The 18,185-nt window shown below is 58.4% G+C and carries 14 protein-coding genes; 6 read left to right on the top strand and 8 right to left on the bottom strand.

What is annotated here, in order from left to right:
- Positions 1 to 587 precede the first annotated feature (587 nt).
- The gene (locus QMM04_RS13385; protein ID WP_282996339.1) at positions 588 to 2,567 is read left to right on the top strand and encodes an autotransporter domain-containing protein; all 1,980 of its coding nucleotides are present in this window, start codon (positions 588 to 590) and stop codon (positions 2,565 to 2,567) included.
- A 341-nt stretch (positions 2,568 to 2,908) separates the two neighbouring features.
- On the top strand, positions 2,909 to 4,768 hold the full coding sequence (locus tag QMM04_RS13380; protein ID WP_282996336.1) for a hypothetical protein: 1,860 nt from the start codon (positions 2,909 to 2,911) through the stop codon (positions 4,766 to 4,768).
- 40 nt (positions 4,769 to 4,808) lie between these two features.
- Here the strand turns inward: QMM04_RS13380 and QMM04_RS13375 are convergent, their stop codons facing one another.
- Positions 4,809 to 6,101 carry a glycoside hydrolase family 10 protein gene (locus QMM04_RS13375; RefSeq protein WP_282996338.1) on the bottom strand — a complete coding sequence of 431 codons (1,293 nt, stop codon included), beginning with the start codon at positions 6,099 to 6,101 and terminating at the stop codon, positions 4,809 to 4,811.
- Positions 6,102 to 6,273: 172 nt separating this feature from the next.
- On the opposite strand from QMM04_RS13375, the gene QMM04_RS13370 reads away from it, so the two are divergent.
- Positions 6,274 to 6,594 carry a hypothetical protein gene (locus QMM04_RS13370; protein ID WP_021312978.1) on the top strand — a complete coding sequence of 107 codons (321 nt, stop codon included), beginning with the start codon at positions 6,274 to 6,276 and terminating at the stop codon, positions 6,592 to 6,594.
- A gap of 31 nt (positions 6,595 to 6,625) precedes the next feature.
- Here QMM04_RS13370 and gabP read toward each other — a convergent pair whose 3' ends face one another.
- Positions 6,626 to 8,023 carry a GABA permease gene (gabP, locus tag QMM04_RS13365; protein ID WP_282996335.1) on the bottom strand — a complete coding sequence of 466 codons (1,398 nt, stop codon included), beginning with the start codon at positions 8,021 to 8,023 and terminating at the stop codon, positions 6,626 to 6,628.
- Positions 8,024 to 8,127: 104 nt separating this feature from the next.
- On the bottom strand, positions 8,128 to 9,381 hold the full coding sequence (gabT, locus tag QMM04_RS13360; protein ID WP_282996334.1) for a 4-aminobutyrate--2-oxoglutarate transaminase: 1,254 nt from the start codon (positions 9,379 to 9,381) through the stop codon (positions 8,128 to 8,130).
- A 109-nt stretch (positions 9,382 to 9,490) separates the two neighbouring features.
- Between gabT and QMM04_RS13355 the strand changes: the two genes are divergently transcribed.
- Positions 9,491 to 10,984, top strand: a complete 1,494-nt coding sequence (locus QMM04_RS13355; RefSeq protein ID WP_282996333.1) for a PLP-dependent aminotransferase family protein — start codon at positions 9,491 to 9,493, stop codon at positions 10,982 to 10,984.
- Positions 10,985 to 10,998: 14 nt separating this feature from the next.
- On the opposite strand, the gene QMM04_RS13350 is transcribed toward QMM04_RS13355, so the two are convergent.
- Positions 10,999 to 11,862 carry an aldo/keto reductase family oxidoreductase gene (locus tag QMM04_RS13350; RefSeq protein WP_282996332.1) on the bottom strand — a complete coding sequence of 288 codons (864 nt, stop codon included), beginning with the start codon at positions 11,860 to 11,862 and terminating at the stop codon, positions 10,999 to 11,001.
- 97 nt (positions 11,863 to 11,959) lie between these two features.
- Here QMM04_RS13350 and QMM04_RS13345 point away from each other — a divergent pair, with 97 nt between their 5' ends.
- Positions 11,960 to 12,871 (top strand): LysR substrate-binding domain-containing protein, encoded by a 912-nt coding sequence (locus tag QMM04_RS13345; RefSeq protein ID WP_021509092.1) that lies wholly within the window; start codon positions 11,960 to 11,962, stop codon positions 12,869 to 12,871.
- Here QMM04_RS13345 and QMM04_RS13340 read toward each other — a convergent pair.
- Complete coding sequence (locus QMM04_RS13340; RefSeq protein WP_021509093.1) at positions 12,852 to 13,454, bottom strand: TetR/AcrR family transcriptional regulator; 603 nt, start codon at positions 13,452 to 13,454, stop codon at positions 12,852 to 12,854. The two genes, QMM04_RS13345 and QMM04_RS13340, sit on opposite strands and share 20 nt — an antisense overlap.
- A gap of 129 nt (positions 13,455 to 13,583) precedes the next feature.
- Between QMM04_RS13340 and QMM04_RS13335 the strand changes: the two genes are divergently transcribed.
- On the top strand, positions 13,584 to 13,976 hold the full coding sequence (locus QMM04_RS13335) for a RidA family protein (protein WP_058770208.1): 393 nt from the start codon (positions 13,584 to 13,586) through the stop codon (positions 13,974 to 13,976).
- Positions 13,977 to 14,059: 83 nt separating this feature from the next.
- On the opposite strand, the gene QMM04_RS13330 is transcribed toward QMM04_RS13335, so the two are convergent.
- From QMM04_RS13330 to QMM04_RS13320, 3 genes are all read right to left on the bottom strand, one after another.
- A complete protein-coding gene (locus QMM04_RS13330) occupies positions 14,060 to 15,526 on the bottom strand; it encodes an aspartate aminotransferase family protein (RefSeq protein ID WP_282996331.1) in 1,467 nt (488 codons plus the stop codon).
- Between the two features lie 12 nt (positions 15,527 to 15,538).
- On the bottom strand, positions 15,539 to 16,921 hold the full coding sequence (locus QMM04_RS13325; protein ID WP_282996337.1) for a diaminobutyrate--2-oxoglutarate transaminase: 1,383 nt from the start codon (positions 16,919 to 16,921) through the stop codon (positions 15,539 to 15,541).
- Between the two features lie 215 nt (positions 16,922 to 17,136).
- A complete protein-coding gene (locus tag QMM04_RS13320; RefSeq protein WP_282996330.1) occupies positions 17,137 to 17,901 on the bottom strand; it encodes an A24 family peptidase in 765 nt (254 codons plus the stop codon).
- Positions 17,902 to 18,185 lie beyond the last annotated feature (284 nt).

Below are 18,185 nucleotides of genomic sequence, written 5' to 3'. Positions count from 1 at the left end.
CCCGAGATTGCTCAAAAGCTCAGCCGTTTTAGTTTTTGGCAATATGAGGACTATCAGCCTTATTAGAGTGAATCCCGGTCATTGCACCGGGATTTGTACATAGCCTGCCAGCCGGATGATTATCTGCCCCGGTTGTGCGATCACCTGGCTCCGCTTCGTATTCGAAAGCCATCACTTCCGGAAGTTGCCTGATAACTTTTTGTTGCGCCTGTGTCACGTCGCAAATTGCCTAAAACTGCAACCCCGGTTGGCATCCGGGAGCAACTTGATATCAATAAGATCAGTGAGTTATATGGATACCTGAGATCTGCGCATTATACTGGCTTCAGTTAACGCCGCCGCTTTGTCACTCAAAGCACCGTTCCTCACGCTGCGGTTGTCAGTCCACAATCCCTGACGTGCCGATCCATCCCGCAAATTTCCGCTCTCTGCCTGGTAAAGGCGCGCCTGCCTGACTACACCTTAAGCATCCTTGTTATCACTGTCCTTTCCGCTGCTTAAGCGGTTTTCAGCCTGCGCGACGGCATCCTGACGCGCCGGCACCTTTAGCGGCCAGACATGAGCTCTGGCCTGATTCGGAGTGAATGATGAAGAGTCGCAACCTGGCGCGATCGGCGGTCGCGTTTGCCACATTGAGTTGCCTGTATGTGCCGTTTAGCGCCCTGGCGTGGGATAACCTGACGGTTTTCGGCGATAGCCTGAGCGATGGCGGTAATGTCGGGCGCTTTACTTATGATGGCGCGCAACATCCACTGTATGACGAGATCCTCGCCGCACAGCTCGGGCAAACGCTGCAGCCGTCGTCGCGCGGTGGCAGCAACTATGCACAGGGCGGCGGCGTTACCGTGCCGGCGCTGGATGCCAGCCTCAATACGCAAGACCAGCTGGCTGCTTATCTGCAATCCACCGGCGGCCGCGCAGATAGCAACGGACTGTACATTCACTGGGTGGGCGCTAACGATATCGCGGCGGCGGTGACCAATCCGCTTACCGCGCGCGAGACCATCAGCAACAGCGCCAGCGCGGCGGTGTCGCAAATCAAAACCCTGCTGGATGCCGGTGCGGGGGCGGTAATCGTGCCAAACGTGCCGCAGCTTGGCTCCACGCCTTTCATGGTGCAGGCGGTGCTGAGTGTGCTGGGCCCGGCGGCGCAGTCGGCGATGGTCGCGGCGTTTGCCTCGCTGGACAGCCATGCCACGCCCGACGTGGCTGCGCGCCAGCAGGCGGTGCGCGACGCATTCGATCAGGCCGCCGCACAGGTATCGACCATCCCGGCGCTGCGTGCCGCGCTGGCGCAGCAGCTGTTTTCGGCCTGGCAGGTGCTCAGCGAGCAGGTGACGGCCCTCTCCGATGGCTATAACCAGCAGGAAGAGGCCGGGCTGGTGGCGCTGAATGGCAACATTGTGCGTGCCGACATCGCCGGCCTGTTCAACGAGGTAATTGCCAATCCGCAACGCTATGGCCTGAGCAATACGCTGGGGATGGCCTGTCCGGTCGGCACCTCTGCCGCCGAATGCACCTCATCAACGCCCGGTTTCAGCAACGCGCAGGCCTATCTGTTTGCCGACCGGCTGCATCCCAGCCCGGCGGTACATGCCATGATCGCCGACTACATTCAATCGATCCTCGACGCACCTGCGCAGGTGGCGGCACTGGCACGGGCGCCGCTGATGCTGTCGCGGGATATGCAGAACACCCTCGACGGCCATTTACAGCAGCAGCGTCAGCAGCCGGCCAGCGCCGGTCAGGTCAGCGTGTTCGGCGGCTATGCCGGTCAGCATATTGATTATCGCGGCGACAGCCTGCTTAACGGCGACGCTGATACTGGCAGCCTGACGCTGGGATTAGGCTATCAGTTCACGGATAACTGGCAGGCGGGTCTGCTGTTGTCGAGCACCGCGCAGCACCAGCATCCTTCGGCGCACTATGATTACAAGCTGCGCGGCAATTTGCTGGCGCTGTATAGCCAGCTGACGCTGCTGGAGAAGGGCTGGATCAACGCGGATGTGCATTATGCCGATCTCGATTTTGACAGCATCGAACGTCGCATCGATATCGGCCCGGCAACGCGCACCGAACAGGGCAGCAGCAGCGGCAAAATGCTCGGGCTGCGGGTGCAAACCGGCTGGGATCTGCCGATAGGCGAACACCTTTCTACCGGTCCGGTTGCCAGCTACGCACTGGATTATGTGCGGGCAGGGGGCTACAGCGAAAACGGCGACAGCAGCACCGCCATGCGCTTTTCCGATCAAACCCTGCATTCGCAAATCGGCGCGCTTGGCTGGCGTATCGACAGCAAACTGTGGCCGGTGAATCCGTGGGCGCAGCTCAGTTATAACCACCAGTTTGACGATACGCAGAACGCGGTGCGCGCCGGGCTGAAGTCAACGCAGACCGGGTTTGTACGCAGCGTCAGCGCCGGTGATAAAAACTGGCTGGATATGTCGCTGGGGGCCAGCGTGCCGCTGGGTGAAACGGTCAACGCCTTTGCCGGGGTTTCTGCGGTCGGTGGCAACAGCGCCTATCATCAGCTGAGCTGGAATATTGGCCTGAACGCGACATTTTGACGGCAACGCGCCAGTCGAAAATTTTCACTGGCGCGTTATCTCGCGTAAAAAATTAAACTGATGATCGCGGGAAATATTTCGATAATTCAAGCCATTCTTCTTCGTAAGTCAAATTAATCAGAACGTTCGTACCGGCGATTACCACAATTATTCTGCGATAAATCTGTAAAACGTAATTTTGTCGCTTCGCTTTCCTTCCGGAATCATATCGTTATTCTCTCTCGCCACATCACGCCGCTGAAAAGCTCCCGTATAAGCTGGTACAGGTCAATATATTAATTTTCAATCACTTATACTGCTGATGCTCTGTCGTATTACGTTAATAATTTATGGGGAACACCATGGCGAATACATCTGGCACCACCAGCACTACCACACCATCTGCCACCGGGACGGTGATTCAATTACATACCATTGACGATTTACGTAAACAGGAACCTGTTTCGATTGGCGAAATTGCGTCGGTGCTGGAATACAGCCGTGGCAGTCGGATGGGCGGCGGCGTGTTTGTCTACGATGCCACCGACAACAGCACGCCCGATGACGGCGGGCTGAATTTTGTGACGTCCGGTAAAAAGCGCTGGAAAAGAGTAGTCCTCGATTACAGCGCGGTCACGGTGGTGGATTTTGGCGCGATAGCCGATGGCACCACCGATTGTATTGATGCGGTGATCCGCATGTTTAAATGGTCGCAGCGTGTTTTACCCTCCGCGGGCATTCGCTTTACCGCCGGTGAGTTCAGCCTGTCCGGCTTTGATTTAGCGGAAGTGCTGGGCAGCGACAGAGAGATTAACCGCTTTAAAATTTCCGGCGCGCCGGTCAACTTCGGTTATTTCCCCACCACCACGCTGAAATTTAACTGGGGACCGAAACCGCGCAAAACCCATTTCTTCAGCGTGCGCGCACGCTATGTGGAAATTTCCGGTTTTGTGGTGAAAGGCATGAGTTCTGACAGCGGCGAAGACGGCGGCACGGCGTTTAATAATGTCGGCTTCTTTACCAACAGTATTATCGGTGGCCAGTTTCTGCGCGTCAGCAGTATGGAGTTTCGCTACCTCGGCGGGCGGGCGCTGGAACTGATTGATACGCTGGACTGTAAAATCGACCAGTTTTATTCACGTGGCTGTCAGGGCAGTATTGTCTATGCGCGCTGGTCCGATCGGGAAAAAGGCGCCTGGGATCATTCGACCGCGATTGAACTCTCCAACTTTAATTTGCAGCGCAGCACCAGACAGCCGGTATTCGATCTGCCGCGCTGTACGCAATCGTTTATTCGTAATGGCTGGATCGAGCACTCCGAATTCGCCGGCGATCTCACCAATGGTCAGTGGACGATTGAAGGGCTGGTGATTGAATCGACGCAAAATCCCATGAAGATGGGTTATTGCCGCGCGATGATTATCCAGAAAAGCGTGCACCGCGATAGCGCGGGCTTTGACTTCAGCAAAGAGGGTATTGAGCCATGGACGCTGCTGGCGGAAGGCGATCGTGGCGTGATGGAGATTTCCGATCTTGGCGCGATCATTCAGGGATCGCTGAGTTATGACTTCACCACCTCGCAGCATCACATGGATAACCGTGGCAAAGACGCGAAATGGTTTTACGTCGGCGAATTTAATTTTTCCGACGCTACCTCACAAATTCACGTTCGCATTCTCGGTAGCGCGCAGTATGTTTCCCAGTCGGAAACGCAAACCGATTACAGCTACCGGACACCGGAAGGCGTGGCGCATATTTATCTGCAGGCGCGCAATGACGATAACACCATTGGTAGCTGGTACAGCGAAGGTTCCTCACCCGTAATTAAGGTGCATATCGAGGGCAAGGGAGCGCGCACCAAACTGTACGTTAAAATTCCGGCCTATACCGGCTTCTCAATTGCGCTGGTGGAAACCAACGGGCGCGATCGCTATCAGTCCGGTCAGTGTTTTATTTTCCGCAAAAGTTTTACCGCATGCAGTGCGGAAGAAGCCACGGCACTGGACAACCAGCCGGTCGTCACCTTTGAACAGCACTGGGTGGGCAATAAAGATGTCGGCTTTGGCTACAACAATAACAAAGAACTGCTGCTGCGTGGGCCATTTTTTGAACGGCAGGAGCAGGATGCCGCGGGGAAGTGGATCACCCGTCGTTTCCTGAAAGTCCGCGTGAACGGCGTGCCGCGGAGTATTGAATTACTCGATCCGGATAACCCGCGCTAACGCTTCAGGCCAGCAGAGGAAGACTGCTGGCCTGAATCAATCATTTTCCCCAGCGCTGACGTAAATATTCGACCGCCTGCTGCGTCTGCGGCTGATTAAGATAATCTTCGCGAAACAGAATGGTGCCGTCGATGTGCGGCAGCGATTCATTCAGATCGAGCTGTTTTTTCAGTTCGGGAACGCCGCCCTGAACCGTCCAGTCCGGCTCACTTTTTGAAGCTTCACCCACCTTATATAGCGCCACGCCGATGTACAGCCGGGTGTTTGTTGGCTGTACCACATTGGCCCACCAGCGCGCCAGAACGTCATAGCGCGCAGCCTGGCGGGCAAACGGCCAGTAGAGCTGCGGCGCGATGTAATCCAGCAGGCCAAGCTGCACCCAGCGGCGCGTGTCGGCATAGGCTTCATCATAAGCCGCCGCACCGCGCGTATCGGAGCCGGCCGCATCGTGCGACAGATTGCGCCAGACACCCGCCGGGCTGACGCCGAACTCAACGCCAGGCTTGAGCTGTTTAATCGTGCGGGAAACCTGTTCGATCAGTAGCTGGGTATTGTGCCGCCGCCAGTCCGCTTTGCTGGCAAAGCCCGCGCCGTACTGGCGAAAGGTGGCGCTGTCATTGAGCGGCGATGTCGCGGTTTCGGTGTAGAAATAGTCATCGAACTGAACGCCATCAATGGCGTAGTTTGACACCACTTCCGCCACGATGCTGGTGATCCAGTCGCGCGCCGCCGGAATGCCCGGATCGAGCACGAAGCGGTCGCTGGCGGTGCGGATCCAGTCGCGATGCAGCACAAACACGCTGGCCGGCTGCAGCTGGAGCGTGTTGTTTAACGCCGTCACGGTCGCAGGTTTGGTATTGGTCGACACGCGATAAGGATTAAACCACGCATGCACCTTCATACCGCGTTTGTGCGCCTCGTCGAGGATAAATTGCAGCGGATCGTAACCCGGATCCTGCCCGATGTTGCCGGTCAGGGTATCGGACCATGGCAGGATACGCGAACGCCACAGCGCGGTGCCATCGGGCTTCACCTGGAAAAACACCGTGTTGATCCCCAGGCTGTGCAGCTTATCCAGTTTGGCCGTCAGTGCCTGCTGCTGCTGGCGAATGCGCAGCGCCGGGCTGGCTGTAACGGAGGATATTGGCGGCCAGTCGAGGCGCGACACCGTAGTGAGCCAGACGCCGCGCACTGGTTCAGTCTGTTCCGTGGGTTTGGCCGGAACAGGAGGTTTGGTCGGCGACGGAAACGGGGTGACCAGCGATTTAGGCGGCTCCGAGGCGCAGCTGGCCAGCAACAGCACGGCAGACAGCAGACGGGCGACGCGTTTAATGTGGGTAACAGAGAGGTAACGCGCTGAACAGGCTATGATAAACTCCGTTTCTTGTAGTCCGTTATTCGCAGGCGTTCATTCTCTGATCCTCAGACATAATGTCAAGACATTGGCTGAGATGAATGCCGCCGCGGCGCTGTCGCGCGTCCCGCATCTTACAGGAGTTCTCACTATGCAATACGAAGACCTTTATCGCCGCATTGGCCAGATCATTTTTAGCTGTGGCCCCGACGGCGCGCAGGTGCTGGTGGTGCAGGCGGAGCTGTTTGCCGATGAGGAGGGCGGGCAGTTTCAGTTTAACTACCTTGATGAAAACGGCGAACCGGACTGGTTCGAGCCGGACGCGCGCGCGATTGGCGATCTCAGTGCCGCGCTGAAAGACTTTCAGCAATACTTTATCGAACATGAGATGACTGAAGGGCAGCCGGTGTGGACGCACTGCACCGTGACGATTAACGTGGCGGAAGAGTCAATCAGTATTGATGTGCAGTAACGGCGGGCTTCCGTGCCCGTCATGGCGAGCGTTACGAACGCAGCGCTACCATCTCCTCGCTGTTTTTACGCGCCGCGCGCTTGCGGTGCACTATCTGGCTGGCGACCAGCACCAGCAGCGTTAACAGCCCGGTGGCGATAATTTCTGAACGATGCTGCGCATTGAACAGCATTGACGTCAGTACGCCAACGATGAACACCATGGTGGCCCACGTCAGACCCGGGAACAGCCACATGCGATAGCTGAGCTGCTCGCCGCGCGCCTCGCGCTTTTTCCGCAGCACCAGATGCGAAGCGGCAATGACCAGATAAACCAGCAGCGCAATGGCGCCGGAGCTGGCCAGCAGGAACTCAAACACCGCGCTCGGCGCCAGATAGTTGGCGATCACCGCCAGAAATGCTGCGGCGGTAGACATCAGCACTGCGACCCACGGCGTGCCGCTGCGCGTGGTGCGCGAGGCCGCCGCTGGCGCATCCTGACGACGCGACAGGGAATAGAGCATGCGCGACGCGGTATAAAGCGCAGAATTAAGACAGCTGCATACCGCGATCAGCACCACCACATCGACAATCTGCCGGGCATACGGCACGTTCATCATCTCCATCGCCGTCTGGTAAGACCCGGCTTTCATCAGCGACGGCGTATTCCACGGCACCAGCGCCACCACCAGAAAGATCGACAGCAGATAAAACAGCGCGATACGCCAGATCACCGAGTTGGTGGCGTGGGTGATTTGCTTGCGCGGTTCGTTAGATTCGGCGGCGGCAATGGTGACGATTTCCGTGCCCATGAAAGAGAACATGGTGGTAAGAATGGCGGCGAGCACGGCACTGATACCGTTAGGCATGAAGCCGTGAGTGTCGTACAGGTGTGAAATACCCTGCGTGCTGCTGCCGGGCAGCAGGCCAAACAGCGCCAGGCTGCCGGCACAAAGAAAGGCGACGATAGCCACCACTTTCAGCAGCGCGAACCAGAACTCAAACTCACCGTAGTTTTTCACGCTGAACAGGTTGCTGATGGTCAGGAAGCTGGTGATCGCCAGCGTGTATTCCCACACCGCCACCTGCGGGAACCAGCCGTGCAGAATGGTGCCGGCGGCGTTGGCCTCCAGCGGGATCACCAGTACCCAGAACCACCAGTAAAGCCAGCCGATGGTAAAGCCGGCCCAGCGGCCAAGGGATTTGTCGGCGTAGGTGGAGAAGGAACCGGAGTCCGGTGAGGCGACCGCCATCTCCGCCAGCATGCGCATAATCAGCACCACCAGCGCGCCGGCGGCGATATAGGCCAGCAGCACCGCCGGCCCGGCTTCGGCAATCGCATGGCCGGAACCGACGAACAGCCCGGCGCCAATCACACCGGCAATCGACAGCATGCGCACGTGGCGGGGTTTCAGGCTTTGTGCCAGTACATTGGCATTCTGAGCAGTCATCAATATCTCTCCAGATCGTCTCTCAGGCAGGGCAGACCCCGCCTGTTATGCAGGTGAAACTTGCCTGCGCGCGGCAGGCAAGCGATCGGACAATGGGTGGAACGCTAAGGCTGGCTGAGCAGGCTGTCGAGAATATCCAGCGCCTGGCGGAACTGGGTATCCGGAATGGTGAGCGGATAGAGGAAGCGGATCACGTTACCCTGCGGGCCACAGGTCAGCAGCAGCAGACCGCGCGCCATCGCCTGTTGCTGCAGCGCCTGCGCCTGCTGCGCGCTGGCAAACTCCACGGCTACCATTGAGCCCAGCGCACGCACATCGGTAATCGACGCGTTAGCGCGGCGCGCGCGGTGCAGCAGTTCGCTCAGCGTCGCGCCCAGGTCGCTGGCGCGCTGGCACAGCTGTTCTTCGTCGATGACATCCAGCACCGCATGCGCGGCGGCAATCGATAGCGGATTGCCGGCGTAAGTACCGCCCAGCCCGCCCGGACCGGGCGCATCCATGATGTCAGCACGACCGCTCACCGCCGACAGCGGCATACCGCCCGCCAGACTTTTCGCCATGGTGATGAGATCGGGCTGCACGCTGTAGTGCTCCATGGCAAACAGCTTGCCGGTGCGGGCAAATCCGCTCTGAACCTCATCGGCAATCAGCAGAATGCCGTGCTCATCGGCCAGCGCGCGCAGCTGCGTAAGAAACTCTGCCGGCGCGATGTGGAAACCGCCTTCGCCCTGCACCGGTTCCAGTACGATGGCGGCCACATCCTGCGGCGCGATGTCGTGGCTGAACAGATCGTGCAGGCTGGCGATAGCGTCCTCAACGCTGATGCCGGTGACCGCGTTAGGGTAGCGGGCGTGAAACACCGAGGCCGGCATCGGGCCAAAATCGCGCTTATAGGGGGCCACTTTGCCGGTCATCGCCATGGTCATGAAAGTGCGGCCGTGAAAGGCGTTACCGAAGGTGATGATGCCGTGACGACGGGTAGCGGCGCGCGCCACTTTAACCGCATTCTCTACCGCTTCAGCGCCGGTGGTGAAAAAAGCGGTTTTGGCTTTACCGGCAATTGGCACCCGCTGATTGATGCGTTCCGCCAGCGCCACATAGCTCTCATACGGCGTGACCTGGAATGCGGTATGGGTGAATTTTGCTAACTGATCGGCAATGGCCTGCACGATACGCGGATGACGGTGGCCGGTGTTAAGCACCGCGATGCCGCCGGCGAAATCAATCCAGCTATTGCCCTCAACATCACGCAGCGTGGCGTTTTCGGCCTGATCGACATACCACTGACAAAGATTACCGGTGCCGCGCGGCAGCGCGTCATCTTTGCGTTGTTGCAACTGGCTGTTTTTACCTTCCATAACCTTTCCTTAGCGATAAGCGTCTTTACAAATCACGACAAACACGCTTATTTATGCCTGCACTGAGCGCGGTTGCCAGAGCCAATTTCACTGAGAAGGATGGAGCCAATTGCGGAGTTTGTACGCCGATCATGTATTGGAACGACTACAGTTTGTCGCGGAAGGCACGCTGCAGCAGCGCCTGCTGCACTGCATGCAGGCGGCGATTGTAGAGGGCATTTTCCCGCGCGGCTCACGCCTGCCGGCGACGCGTGATTTAGCGCGCGAGCTGGCGGTGTCGCGTAATACGGTGCTAAACGTTTATGAAAATCTGGTCGCGCAGGGATATGTCAGCGCGCGCACCGGCAGCGGCACCTGGATTGCAGAAAACCTGCCGGAAGGGTGCCTCAACAGCGCGCCAGCGCTGCCGCTCAGTGAACCCCTGATGAGTAAACCGGCGGCGATTTCAAAACGCGGCGCCACGCTGCTCGGTCACGCCAATGCCTCGCCTTATCAGTGGGGTGCGTTTGTGCCCGGCGCGCCGGATGTGCGTGAGTTTCCGCATAAGTTGTTTAGCCAGATTCAGTCGCGCCTGAATCGCGAACCCGACATCGAGCGGCTGATTTACAGCAGCAACGGCGGCTGCCCGCAGCTGCGCCAGGCGCTGGCTGAGTATCTCAGCGTAGCGCGCTCGGTGCGTGCCGACGCCGATCAAATCATCATTACCGAAGGCATTCATCAGGCGGTGGATCTGGTGACGCGCGTGCTGTGCGACGCGGGCGATCCGGTGTGGATCGAGGAGCCAGGCTACTGGGGCACGCGCAACCTGTTACGCATTAACGGGCTAAAAATTCAGGCCAAAGCGGTGGATGAACAGGGCATTATCCCGGAGCTGGCACCGCGCAGCAAAGCGCCGAAGATGATTTTTGTGACACCGTCACACCAGTATCCGCTGGGTGTGCATCTCAGTCTGGAGCGGCGCAGACAGCTGCTCGACCTGGCGCGCAAACATAAAAGCTGGCTGGTGGAAGATGACTATGACAGCGAATTTCGCTTCGCCGGCCAGCCATTTCCCTCACTGCAGGGCTTTGAACCGGATGCGCCGGTGATCTATATGGGCACCTTCAGTAAAACGCTCTATCCCGCGCTGCGTCTAGGCTATCTGGTGGTGCCAAAAGCGCTGGCGCAGCCGCTGCGCGTGGCGGCGGCCGAACTCTACCGCGGCGGCCATTTGCTGGTACAGCGCGCGCTGGCGGAGTTTATTCTGAAAGGCCACTACATGACGCACATCCGGCGCATGCGCAAACTCTACAGTCAGCGCCGGCGCTTTATGATGACGCTGATTGAGCGCTACCTGGGCGCGGCCTTTATGCCGGTGGTCAATCATGAAGCCGGGCTGCATCTGGTGCTGAATCTGCCCGCGGGCTGTGATGATGTGGCGATTGCCGCGCTGGCGCTACGACGCGGCGTGAAGGTGCGGCCGCTGTCGCAATACTATATGCATCCGCAGGAGCGACGCGGTCTGCTGCTCGGTTACGCCTGCGTGGATGAGCGCCAGTGCCAGGATGCGTTCGGTGTGCTCAAAGCCTGCCTGGTGGAAGCGGGCATCGCCGGGCGGGGATAGCCCCGGCGTGTGCCTTACGCCCGGCCAATGCTGTCCAGTTGCGCAACCACCTCCGGGCTCAGCGTCAGCGCCGCGCTGGCCAGATTTTGCTGCAGATGCTGCGGCGAGGAGGTGCCGGGAATCAGCAGAATGTTGTCTGAGCGCTGCAACAGCCAGGCGAGCGCCACCTGCAGCGTACTGGCGTTGAGCGTGCTGGCCACCGCGCTAAGCTGTTCCGACTGCAGCGGCGAAAAACCGCCGAGCGGAAAGAACGGCACGTAGGGAATGCCCTGCGCCGCCAGCTGGTCGATCAGCGCATCATCCTGACGATTGGCGAGATTATACAGATTCTGTACGCAGGCAATCGGCGTCATCTGCTGTGCCTGCGCCACCTGACCGGCGGTCACGTTGCTCAGGCCAATGTGCCGAATCAGGCCACGCTGCTGCAACTTAATCATCGCCTCAATTTGCGGCTCCAGCGATCCTTCTGCTGGCCCATGAACGCTCAGCATCGAGCGTAAATTGACTACCTCCAGCACGTCGAGCCCCAGATTACGCAGGTTATCTTCAACAGCCTGCGTCAGCTCCTCCGGCGTGCTGGCGGGCAGCCAGCCGCCTTTGGCATCACGTCGGGCACCCACTTTGGTCACCAGCACCAGATCGTCGGGGTAAGGATAGAGCGCTTTTTTTATCAGCTGATTGGTGATGTGCGGGCCGTAAAAATCACTGGTGTCAATGTGATTGACACCGGCAGCCACGGCATCGCGCAGCACCTGTAGCGCGCGGGCCTCATCTTTTGGCGGGCCAAATACGCCGGGACCGGCCAGCTGCATGGCACCGTAGCCGAGACGGGTAACCTGACGGTCGCCCAGCGTATAAGTAGTTGTAGCCTGTGACATGTAAACCTCCTTCATCGGTAAGTGTTTAAATTGTAATCACAACGGTGCTGTGCGACTATCCGTGTAAATCAGGACAGACTGTACGGAGTGACGCACAATGGCGCTGGATATGGCATTGCTGCATGCGGTAGTGGCGGTGGCAAAAGCCGGTGGATTTCGCGAGGCGGCGCGCATGAGCGGCAGCAATCCGTCGCGTTTGAGTGATGCGGTGCGGCGTGCCGAACAGCAACTGGGCGTTCGGCTGTTCAATCGCACCACGCGAACGGTGGTGCTGACCGAAGCGGGCCGGGCGCTGATGTCACGGCTGCTGCCCGCCATGAACGAAGTGGATGCGGCGCTGGATGCCCTGAACACGTTCCGTGACACGCCGGGCGGCACGCTGCGGCTCAACGTGCCGGTCAGTGCGGCGCGGCTGGTATTACCGGCGATTGTGCCGGGATTTTTGCAGCGCTATCCCGACATCCGGCTGGAGATTGTGGCGGAGAGTAATGTGCAGGACATTTTTCGCGACAGCTGCGATGCCGGTATCCGTTATGACGATCATCTGGAGCAGGATATGGTGGCGCTGCCGATTGGTCCGCGCGTGCAGCGCTTTGCCGCGGCCGCGGCGCCAGCCTATCTGGCGGCTTACGGTACGCCGCAGCATCCGCGCGACCTGATGCAGCATCGCTGTCTGTATGGTCGTTATGCCACCGGGGTGACGGCCGAATGGGAGTTTAGCCGCGGCGCGGAACGCATCACGTTACAGCCGCAGGGGCCGCTGATTTGCAGCATCGGTGCGGCGATGGAGCTGACGGTGTCAACGGCCATCGCCGGTGCCGGCGTGGTCTATCTGTTTGAGGACTGGCTGAAGCCGGCGCTGGCCAACGGCAGTCTGCAACCGATCCTTGCCGACTGGTGGCTCAGCTTTCCCGGCCTGTGGCTGTATTACAACGATCGTCGGCTGATCCCGGCACCGCTGCAGGCGTTTCTCAGCTGGATACGCGAACTCAATGCGACGCCGGGTTGACCAGCAGTCCGGAAACCAGCAGCCGGAAGGCCTGCACCGCACGCGGCAGCGCCGCGACCGGCTCATCGGCAGCGGCAATCCACAGCGCGGCATTGAGCGCGGCGCCGTTGACCAGTTGCGCCGCCGCTTCGGTATCGACCGGTTTCACTGTACCTTCCTCAATCAGCTCCGCCAGCATGGCGGCGGTGGTGCGCAGACAGGCGGTCTGATTAGGCCAGCGCGACGGATCGCCCAGCACCGCCGGGCCATCCAGCAGCATGATGCGCTGGACTTCTGGCTCCAGCGACATCTCGATATAGGTAATGGCTTCCGCCAGAAACGCGTGCCAGCGAGTGTGATACTGCTGTCCGGCTGCGCGCATCTGCTCAAGAATCTCACCATCGATCTGGTCAATAACCGCCTGCAATAACCCTTTCTTGTCGCCAAAATTATGGTACAGCGCACCGCGCGTCAGCCCGGCGGCTGCCGTGAGGTCATCCATTGACGCTTCGCTGTAACCCTTCTGCGCGAACGCGCGTCGTGCAGCGGCAATCAGTTTGCCGCGTGTCTCTTCTACCTGGTCTGCCCGTCGTCTGGCTGCCATCGCTGTTCCTTAAATTTTGCATTGACATACGCCGCGTATGTAAAACATAGTAATACATACGCGGCGTATGTTAAAGCGAAAGCGGGCATAGCTAACCCGCTTTCTTCTCTCATCTTCAGGAGTACGATTATGAACAAACGCGATGCTGTTTTTCCAGCGGGCCGTCAGGCGTTGTACAACATCAATAAATACTCTGCGGCGATTCGCTCCGGCGATCTGCTGTTTGTTTCCGGCCAGGTAGGCAGCCGGGATGATGGCACCGCCGAGCCGGATTTCACGCGTCAGGTTAATCAGGCATTTACCAATCTCGCGGCGGTGCTGAAGGCCGCCGGTTGCAGTTTCGATGACGTGGTTGATGTCACTACGTTTCATACCGATCCGGAAGCGCAGTTCGCCACGGTGAACGAAGTACGGCTGCGCTTCTTCGGCGATGAGCCTTATCCCAACTGGACGGCGGTGGGCGTCAACTGGCTTGCGGGCTATGATTTCGAAATCAAGGTAATTGCGCGCATTCCGCAGTGAGCCAGCGTGCGGCGATCTGTTTTTAAGCTATAAAAAAAGCCGCTAACCGTTGCCGGTTAGCGGCTTATTTACTTCACACCTAATCAGGCACTCAGCAGTTGATCAGCAGTTTTTTCTACCAGCGCCAGCAGCAGCTTGATGTCTTCCAGCGTGACGGTCGGGTTCAGCAGCGTCAGCTTCAGGCAGGTCATGCCTGCATGCTCGGTCACACCGACATTAGCGCGGCCTGATTCCAGCAGCGCATCGCCGATACGCTGGTTGAACAGGGCGATCTGCGCGCTGTCGCTCAGCCGGGCTGGACGATAGCGGAACAGCACGCTGGCCAGCTGTGGCTGCATTACCAGTTCCAGACGCGGCTCAGATTCAACGAACTGCGCGACGTCCTGTGCCAGACTCACGCCGTGGTCGATAATCGCGGCGTACTGTTTCTGACCCAGCGCTTCCAGACCCATCCACAGTTTCAGCGCATCGAAACGACGCGTGGTCTGCAGTGATTTGGACACCAGGTTCGGCACGCCGGCTTCTTCATCGAACTCGGAGTTCAGGTAAGCCGCCTGATAACGCATCAGCTCATAGTGACGCGCGTCTTTTAGCAGGAACGCGCCGCAGCTGATGGTCTGGAAGTATTGTTTGTGGAAGTCGAGGGTGACGGAATCCACCAGCTCCAGACCATCCAGGTAATGACGATACTTTTCAGACAGCAGCAGCGCACCGCCCCAGGCCGCATCCACGTGCACCCAGATGTTGTGCTCAGCGGCGATGGCTGCGATCTCACGCAGCGGATCGATGGCGCCGGCATCGGTGGTGCCTGCCGTCGCGACGATCGCCAGGATCTGTTCGCCGTTGGCTTCAGCCTGCGCCAGTTTGGCTTTCAGGTCATTCACGTCCATACGGGCGAACTGATCCGATTTCACCTGCACCACAGATTGATAGCCGTGGCCCAGCAGCGCCATGTTCTTCTGCACGGAGAAGTGGGCGTTTTCTGAGCACAGCACTTTAATCTTGCGCAGATCGCCAGTGATGCCGTGCTGCTGCACGGAATGGCCCTGACGCGCATAGAAAGCGTCACGTGCCAGCATCAGGCCCATCAGGTTGCTCTGCGTACCGCCGCTGGTGAACACGCCCGCATCACCGGCCGGATAGCCAACCTGCGCACGCAGCCACTCAATCAGTTTGATTTCAATAATGGTGGCAGAAGGGCTCTGATCCCACGAATCCATGCTCTGGTTAGTGGCGTTGATCAGCACTTCAGCCGCCTGGCTTACCACCAGGCTCGGACAGTGCAGGTGCGCAACGCACTGCGGATGATGCACCGCCAGACTGTCTTTGAGGAAATATTCAATCGCACGTTCAATCGCGGCCTGGTTGCCCAGGCCGTTTGGATTGAAGTCGAGCGTGATACGCTCGCGCAGTTCGGCAACCGTTTTGCCCTGGTACATCTCAGGCTGTTGCAGCCACTGCACAACCGCGGCGCTGCTCTGGGCAATCGCCTGCTGGTACGCCTCAATGCTCGGGGCCGAGGCGGCCAGAATCGGGTTTACTTCAGACATTTACTCTTCCAGTCAAACAGGTTTGACGCCAGCGCCCAGCAGCGCCTGCTCAAATTTATCCAGGAACACGGCCAGCTCTTCGTTGCTGATCAGCAGTGATGGCAGCAGGCGCAGTACCGCACCGTGACGACCGCCACGCTCCAGAATCAGACCGGCTTCGAAGCATTTTTTCTGCAGCAGTGCAGAGAGTTCGCCGTCGGCCGGGAAGCTGCCCATGTGGTCAGCTGGCTCGTGTGGCTTAACGATTTCGATACCGATCATCATCCCGAGGCCGCGTACGTGACCAATAACCGGGAAGCGTTTCGCCATCGCGTTCAGCTGGGCTTTCAGCCATTCACCCTGTTCTGCCACTTTGCCGGCGATGTTCTGCTCGGTCAGGATCTTCAGCGTCGCCAGACCGGTTGCCATCGCCAGCTGGTTGCCGCGGAAGGTACCGGTGTGGTGGCCTGGTGCCCACGCATCGAACTGTTTTTTGATACCTAGCACGGCCAGCGGCAGACCGCCACCGACAGCTTTAGACATCACGATGATGTCTGGCTCAATGCCCGCGTGTTCGAAGGCGAAGAATTTACCGGTACGGGCAAAGCCAGCCTGAACTTCGTCCAGGATCAGCAGAATGCCATGTTCCTGAGTCACTTTACGGATGCGCTGCAGCCACTCGACCGGAGCCGGGTTCACGCCGCCTTCACCCTGAACCGCTTCCAGGATAACAGCAGCAGGCTTGCGTACGCCGCTTTCAACGTCGTTGATCAGGTTTTCGAAGTAGTAGGTCAGCGCTTTAACGCCAGCTTCACCACCAAGACCCAGCGGGCAACGATACAGATGCGGGTAAGGCATGAATTGCACTTCTGGCATCATGCCGTTAACTGCTTCTTTCGGCGAGAGGTTGCCGGTGACAGCCAATGCACCATGAGTCATACCATGGTAACCGCCAGAGAAGCTGATCACGCCGCTACGGCCGGTGACTTTTTTCGCCAGCTTCAGCGCGGCTTCAACCGCATCCGCACCGGAAGGGCCGGTGAACTGCAGGCAATACTCTTTACCCTGACCAGGCAGCAGCGAGAGCAGTGACTCAGAGAATTGATCTTTCAGAGGTGTCGTCAGATCAAGAGTATGTAACGGCAAGCCGCTGGTAATGACATTTTGGATGCTCTGCAGAACATCAGGATGGTTATGACCAAGTGCCAGCGTCCCTGCGCCAGCCAGACAGTCAAGATATTGTTTGTTTTCAACATCCGTAATCCACACGCCATTGGCTTTGGCAATCGCTAAAGGCAACTTGCGCGGGTAACTCCTGACGTTTGATTCAAACTCAGCCTGACGGGCTAAGAATGCGTCGTTGTTTCCGTTGAATGAGTTGGCACCAAAAGTATCAATACGGACTTTATCCGTCATCATATCTCTCCTTCAACCGGGGCTCGAACAGGCTGGCCGATTGACTAGTTGAACAAAAAAGTATCAGTGGTTTAAAAAACGCGGCCAATATAGAGCCTTTTGACGTACATCACAATGATTAATTTTGTTTAGAATTGTTTATTCTTTTCATATAGGAATCAGGACGTTGGACAGAAACTGGCCACTTATTTTAGCGCCGCGATATGAACAGGCGATTAAATAATCGTGTGAATAAAAAGACTTATGCCCGCCAGTGCCAGCCACGGACCAAAGGGCAGCACGTGATACAGCTCGCGTTGCCAGCCTAATCGGGCCAGCAGAACAAACAAAATTGCGCCTGTGCAAGCCAGTAACAGCACAAAGGGTAAAAGCACCCAGCCGAGCCAGGCACCCAGCGCAGCCAGCAGTTTGGCGTCTCCGCCACCGAGGCCGGGGCGCTTTTTTATCAGCTGATAGAGTCCACCCACTAGCCACAGCGCGCTGTATCCCGCAACTGCGCCGAACACCGCGTCATGCAGCGTTCCGGGTAGCCAGTGCAGCGCTTTGAACAGCAGGCCAAGCCACAGCAGTGAAAGGGTGAGAGCGTCCGGCAACAGCAGATGCTCAATGTCGATGAGGGTTAGCGCCAGCAGAATCCAGGCGAGCAACAGGGCGGCAGGCAGGCGGCTATCGGGCGGCAGCAACAAGGCCAGCGCCAGGCTGATCGCGGCGGTGAGCAGCTCCGTCAGCGGGTAGCGCAGGCTCACCGGGTGGTGGCAGTAGCGACAGCGTCCGCGTAACAACAGCCAGCTGAGCAGCGGCAGCATATCGATCGCGCGCAGCGTGGTCTGGCAGTGTGGACAGTGCGAGCGCGGCAGCAGCAGGGTAAGGCCGGGTTGCGGGTTCATTACCTGCTGCGGCAGGCGATAAATGACTACGTTGAGAAAGCTGCCGACACAGAGCGCCAGCAGTGTACCGATCAGCCAGTAGGCGATTTCCATGAGGTTTTCTCCTGCTGTCCATGCAGCGTTGGGTTTCTCGGTTGCCATCAATGGCGACCGTGCAGATCATGGCGCGGTTACCGTGGGGGCGATTTTTTGCCCGGTTGCACGGCAGGTTGCCATAAAGGTGCCGCGTAACCTGTTTGCGCGATAAATCGCGCCGCTACCAGTTCTGTGCGGTTTGACGACAGGTCACCATAAATGGCGACCCTACAGGTTTCACAGGGTGCGCATTTATGCGCACCGCGAAATCGCGCCGCTACCAGTTCTGTGCGGTTTGGCGA

This window comes from Pantoea sp. Pa-EAmG, assembly GCF_030024295.1.
GTDB lineage: Bacteria > Pseudomonadota > Gammaproteobacteria > Enterobacterales > Enterobacteriaceae > Pantoea > Pantoea dispersa.
This window is presented reverse-complemented; position numbering and strand designations above follow the sequence as displayed.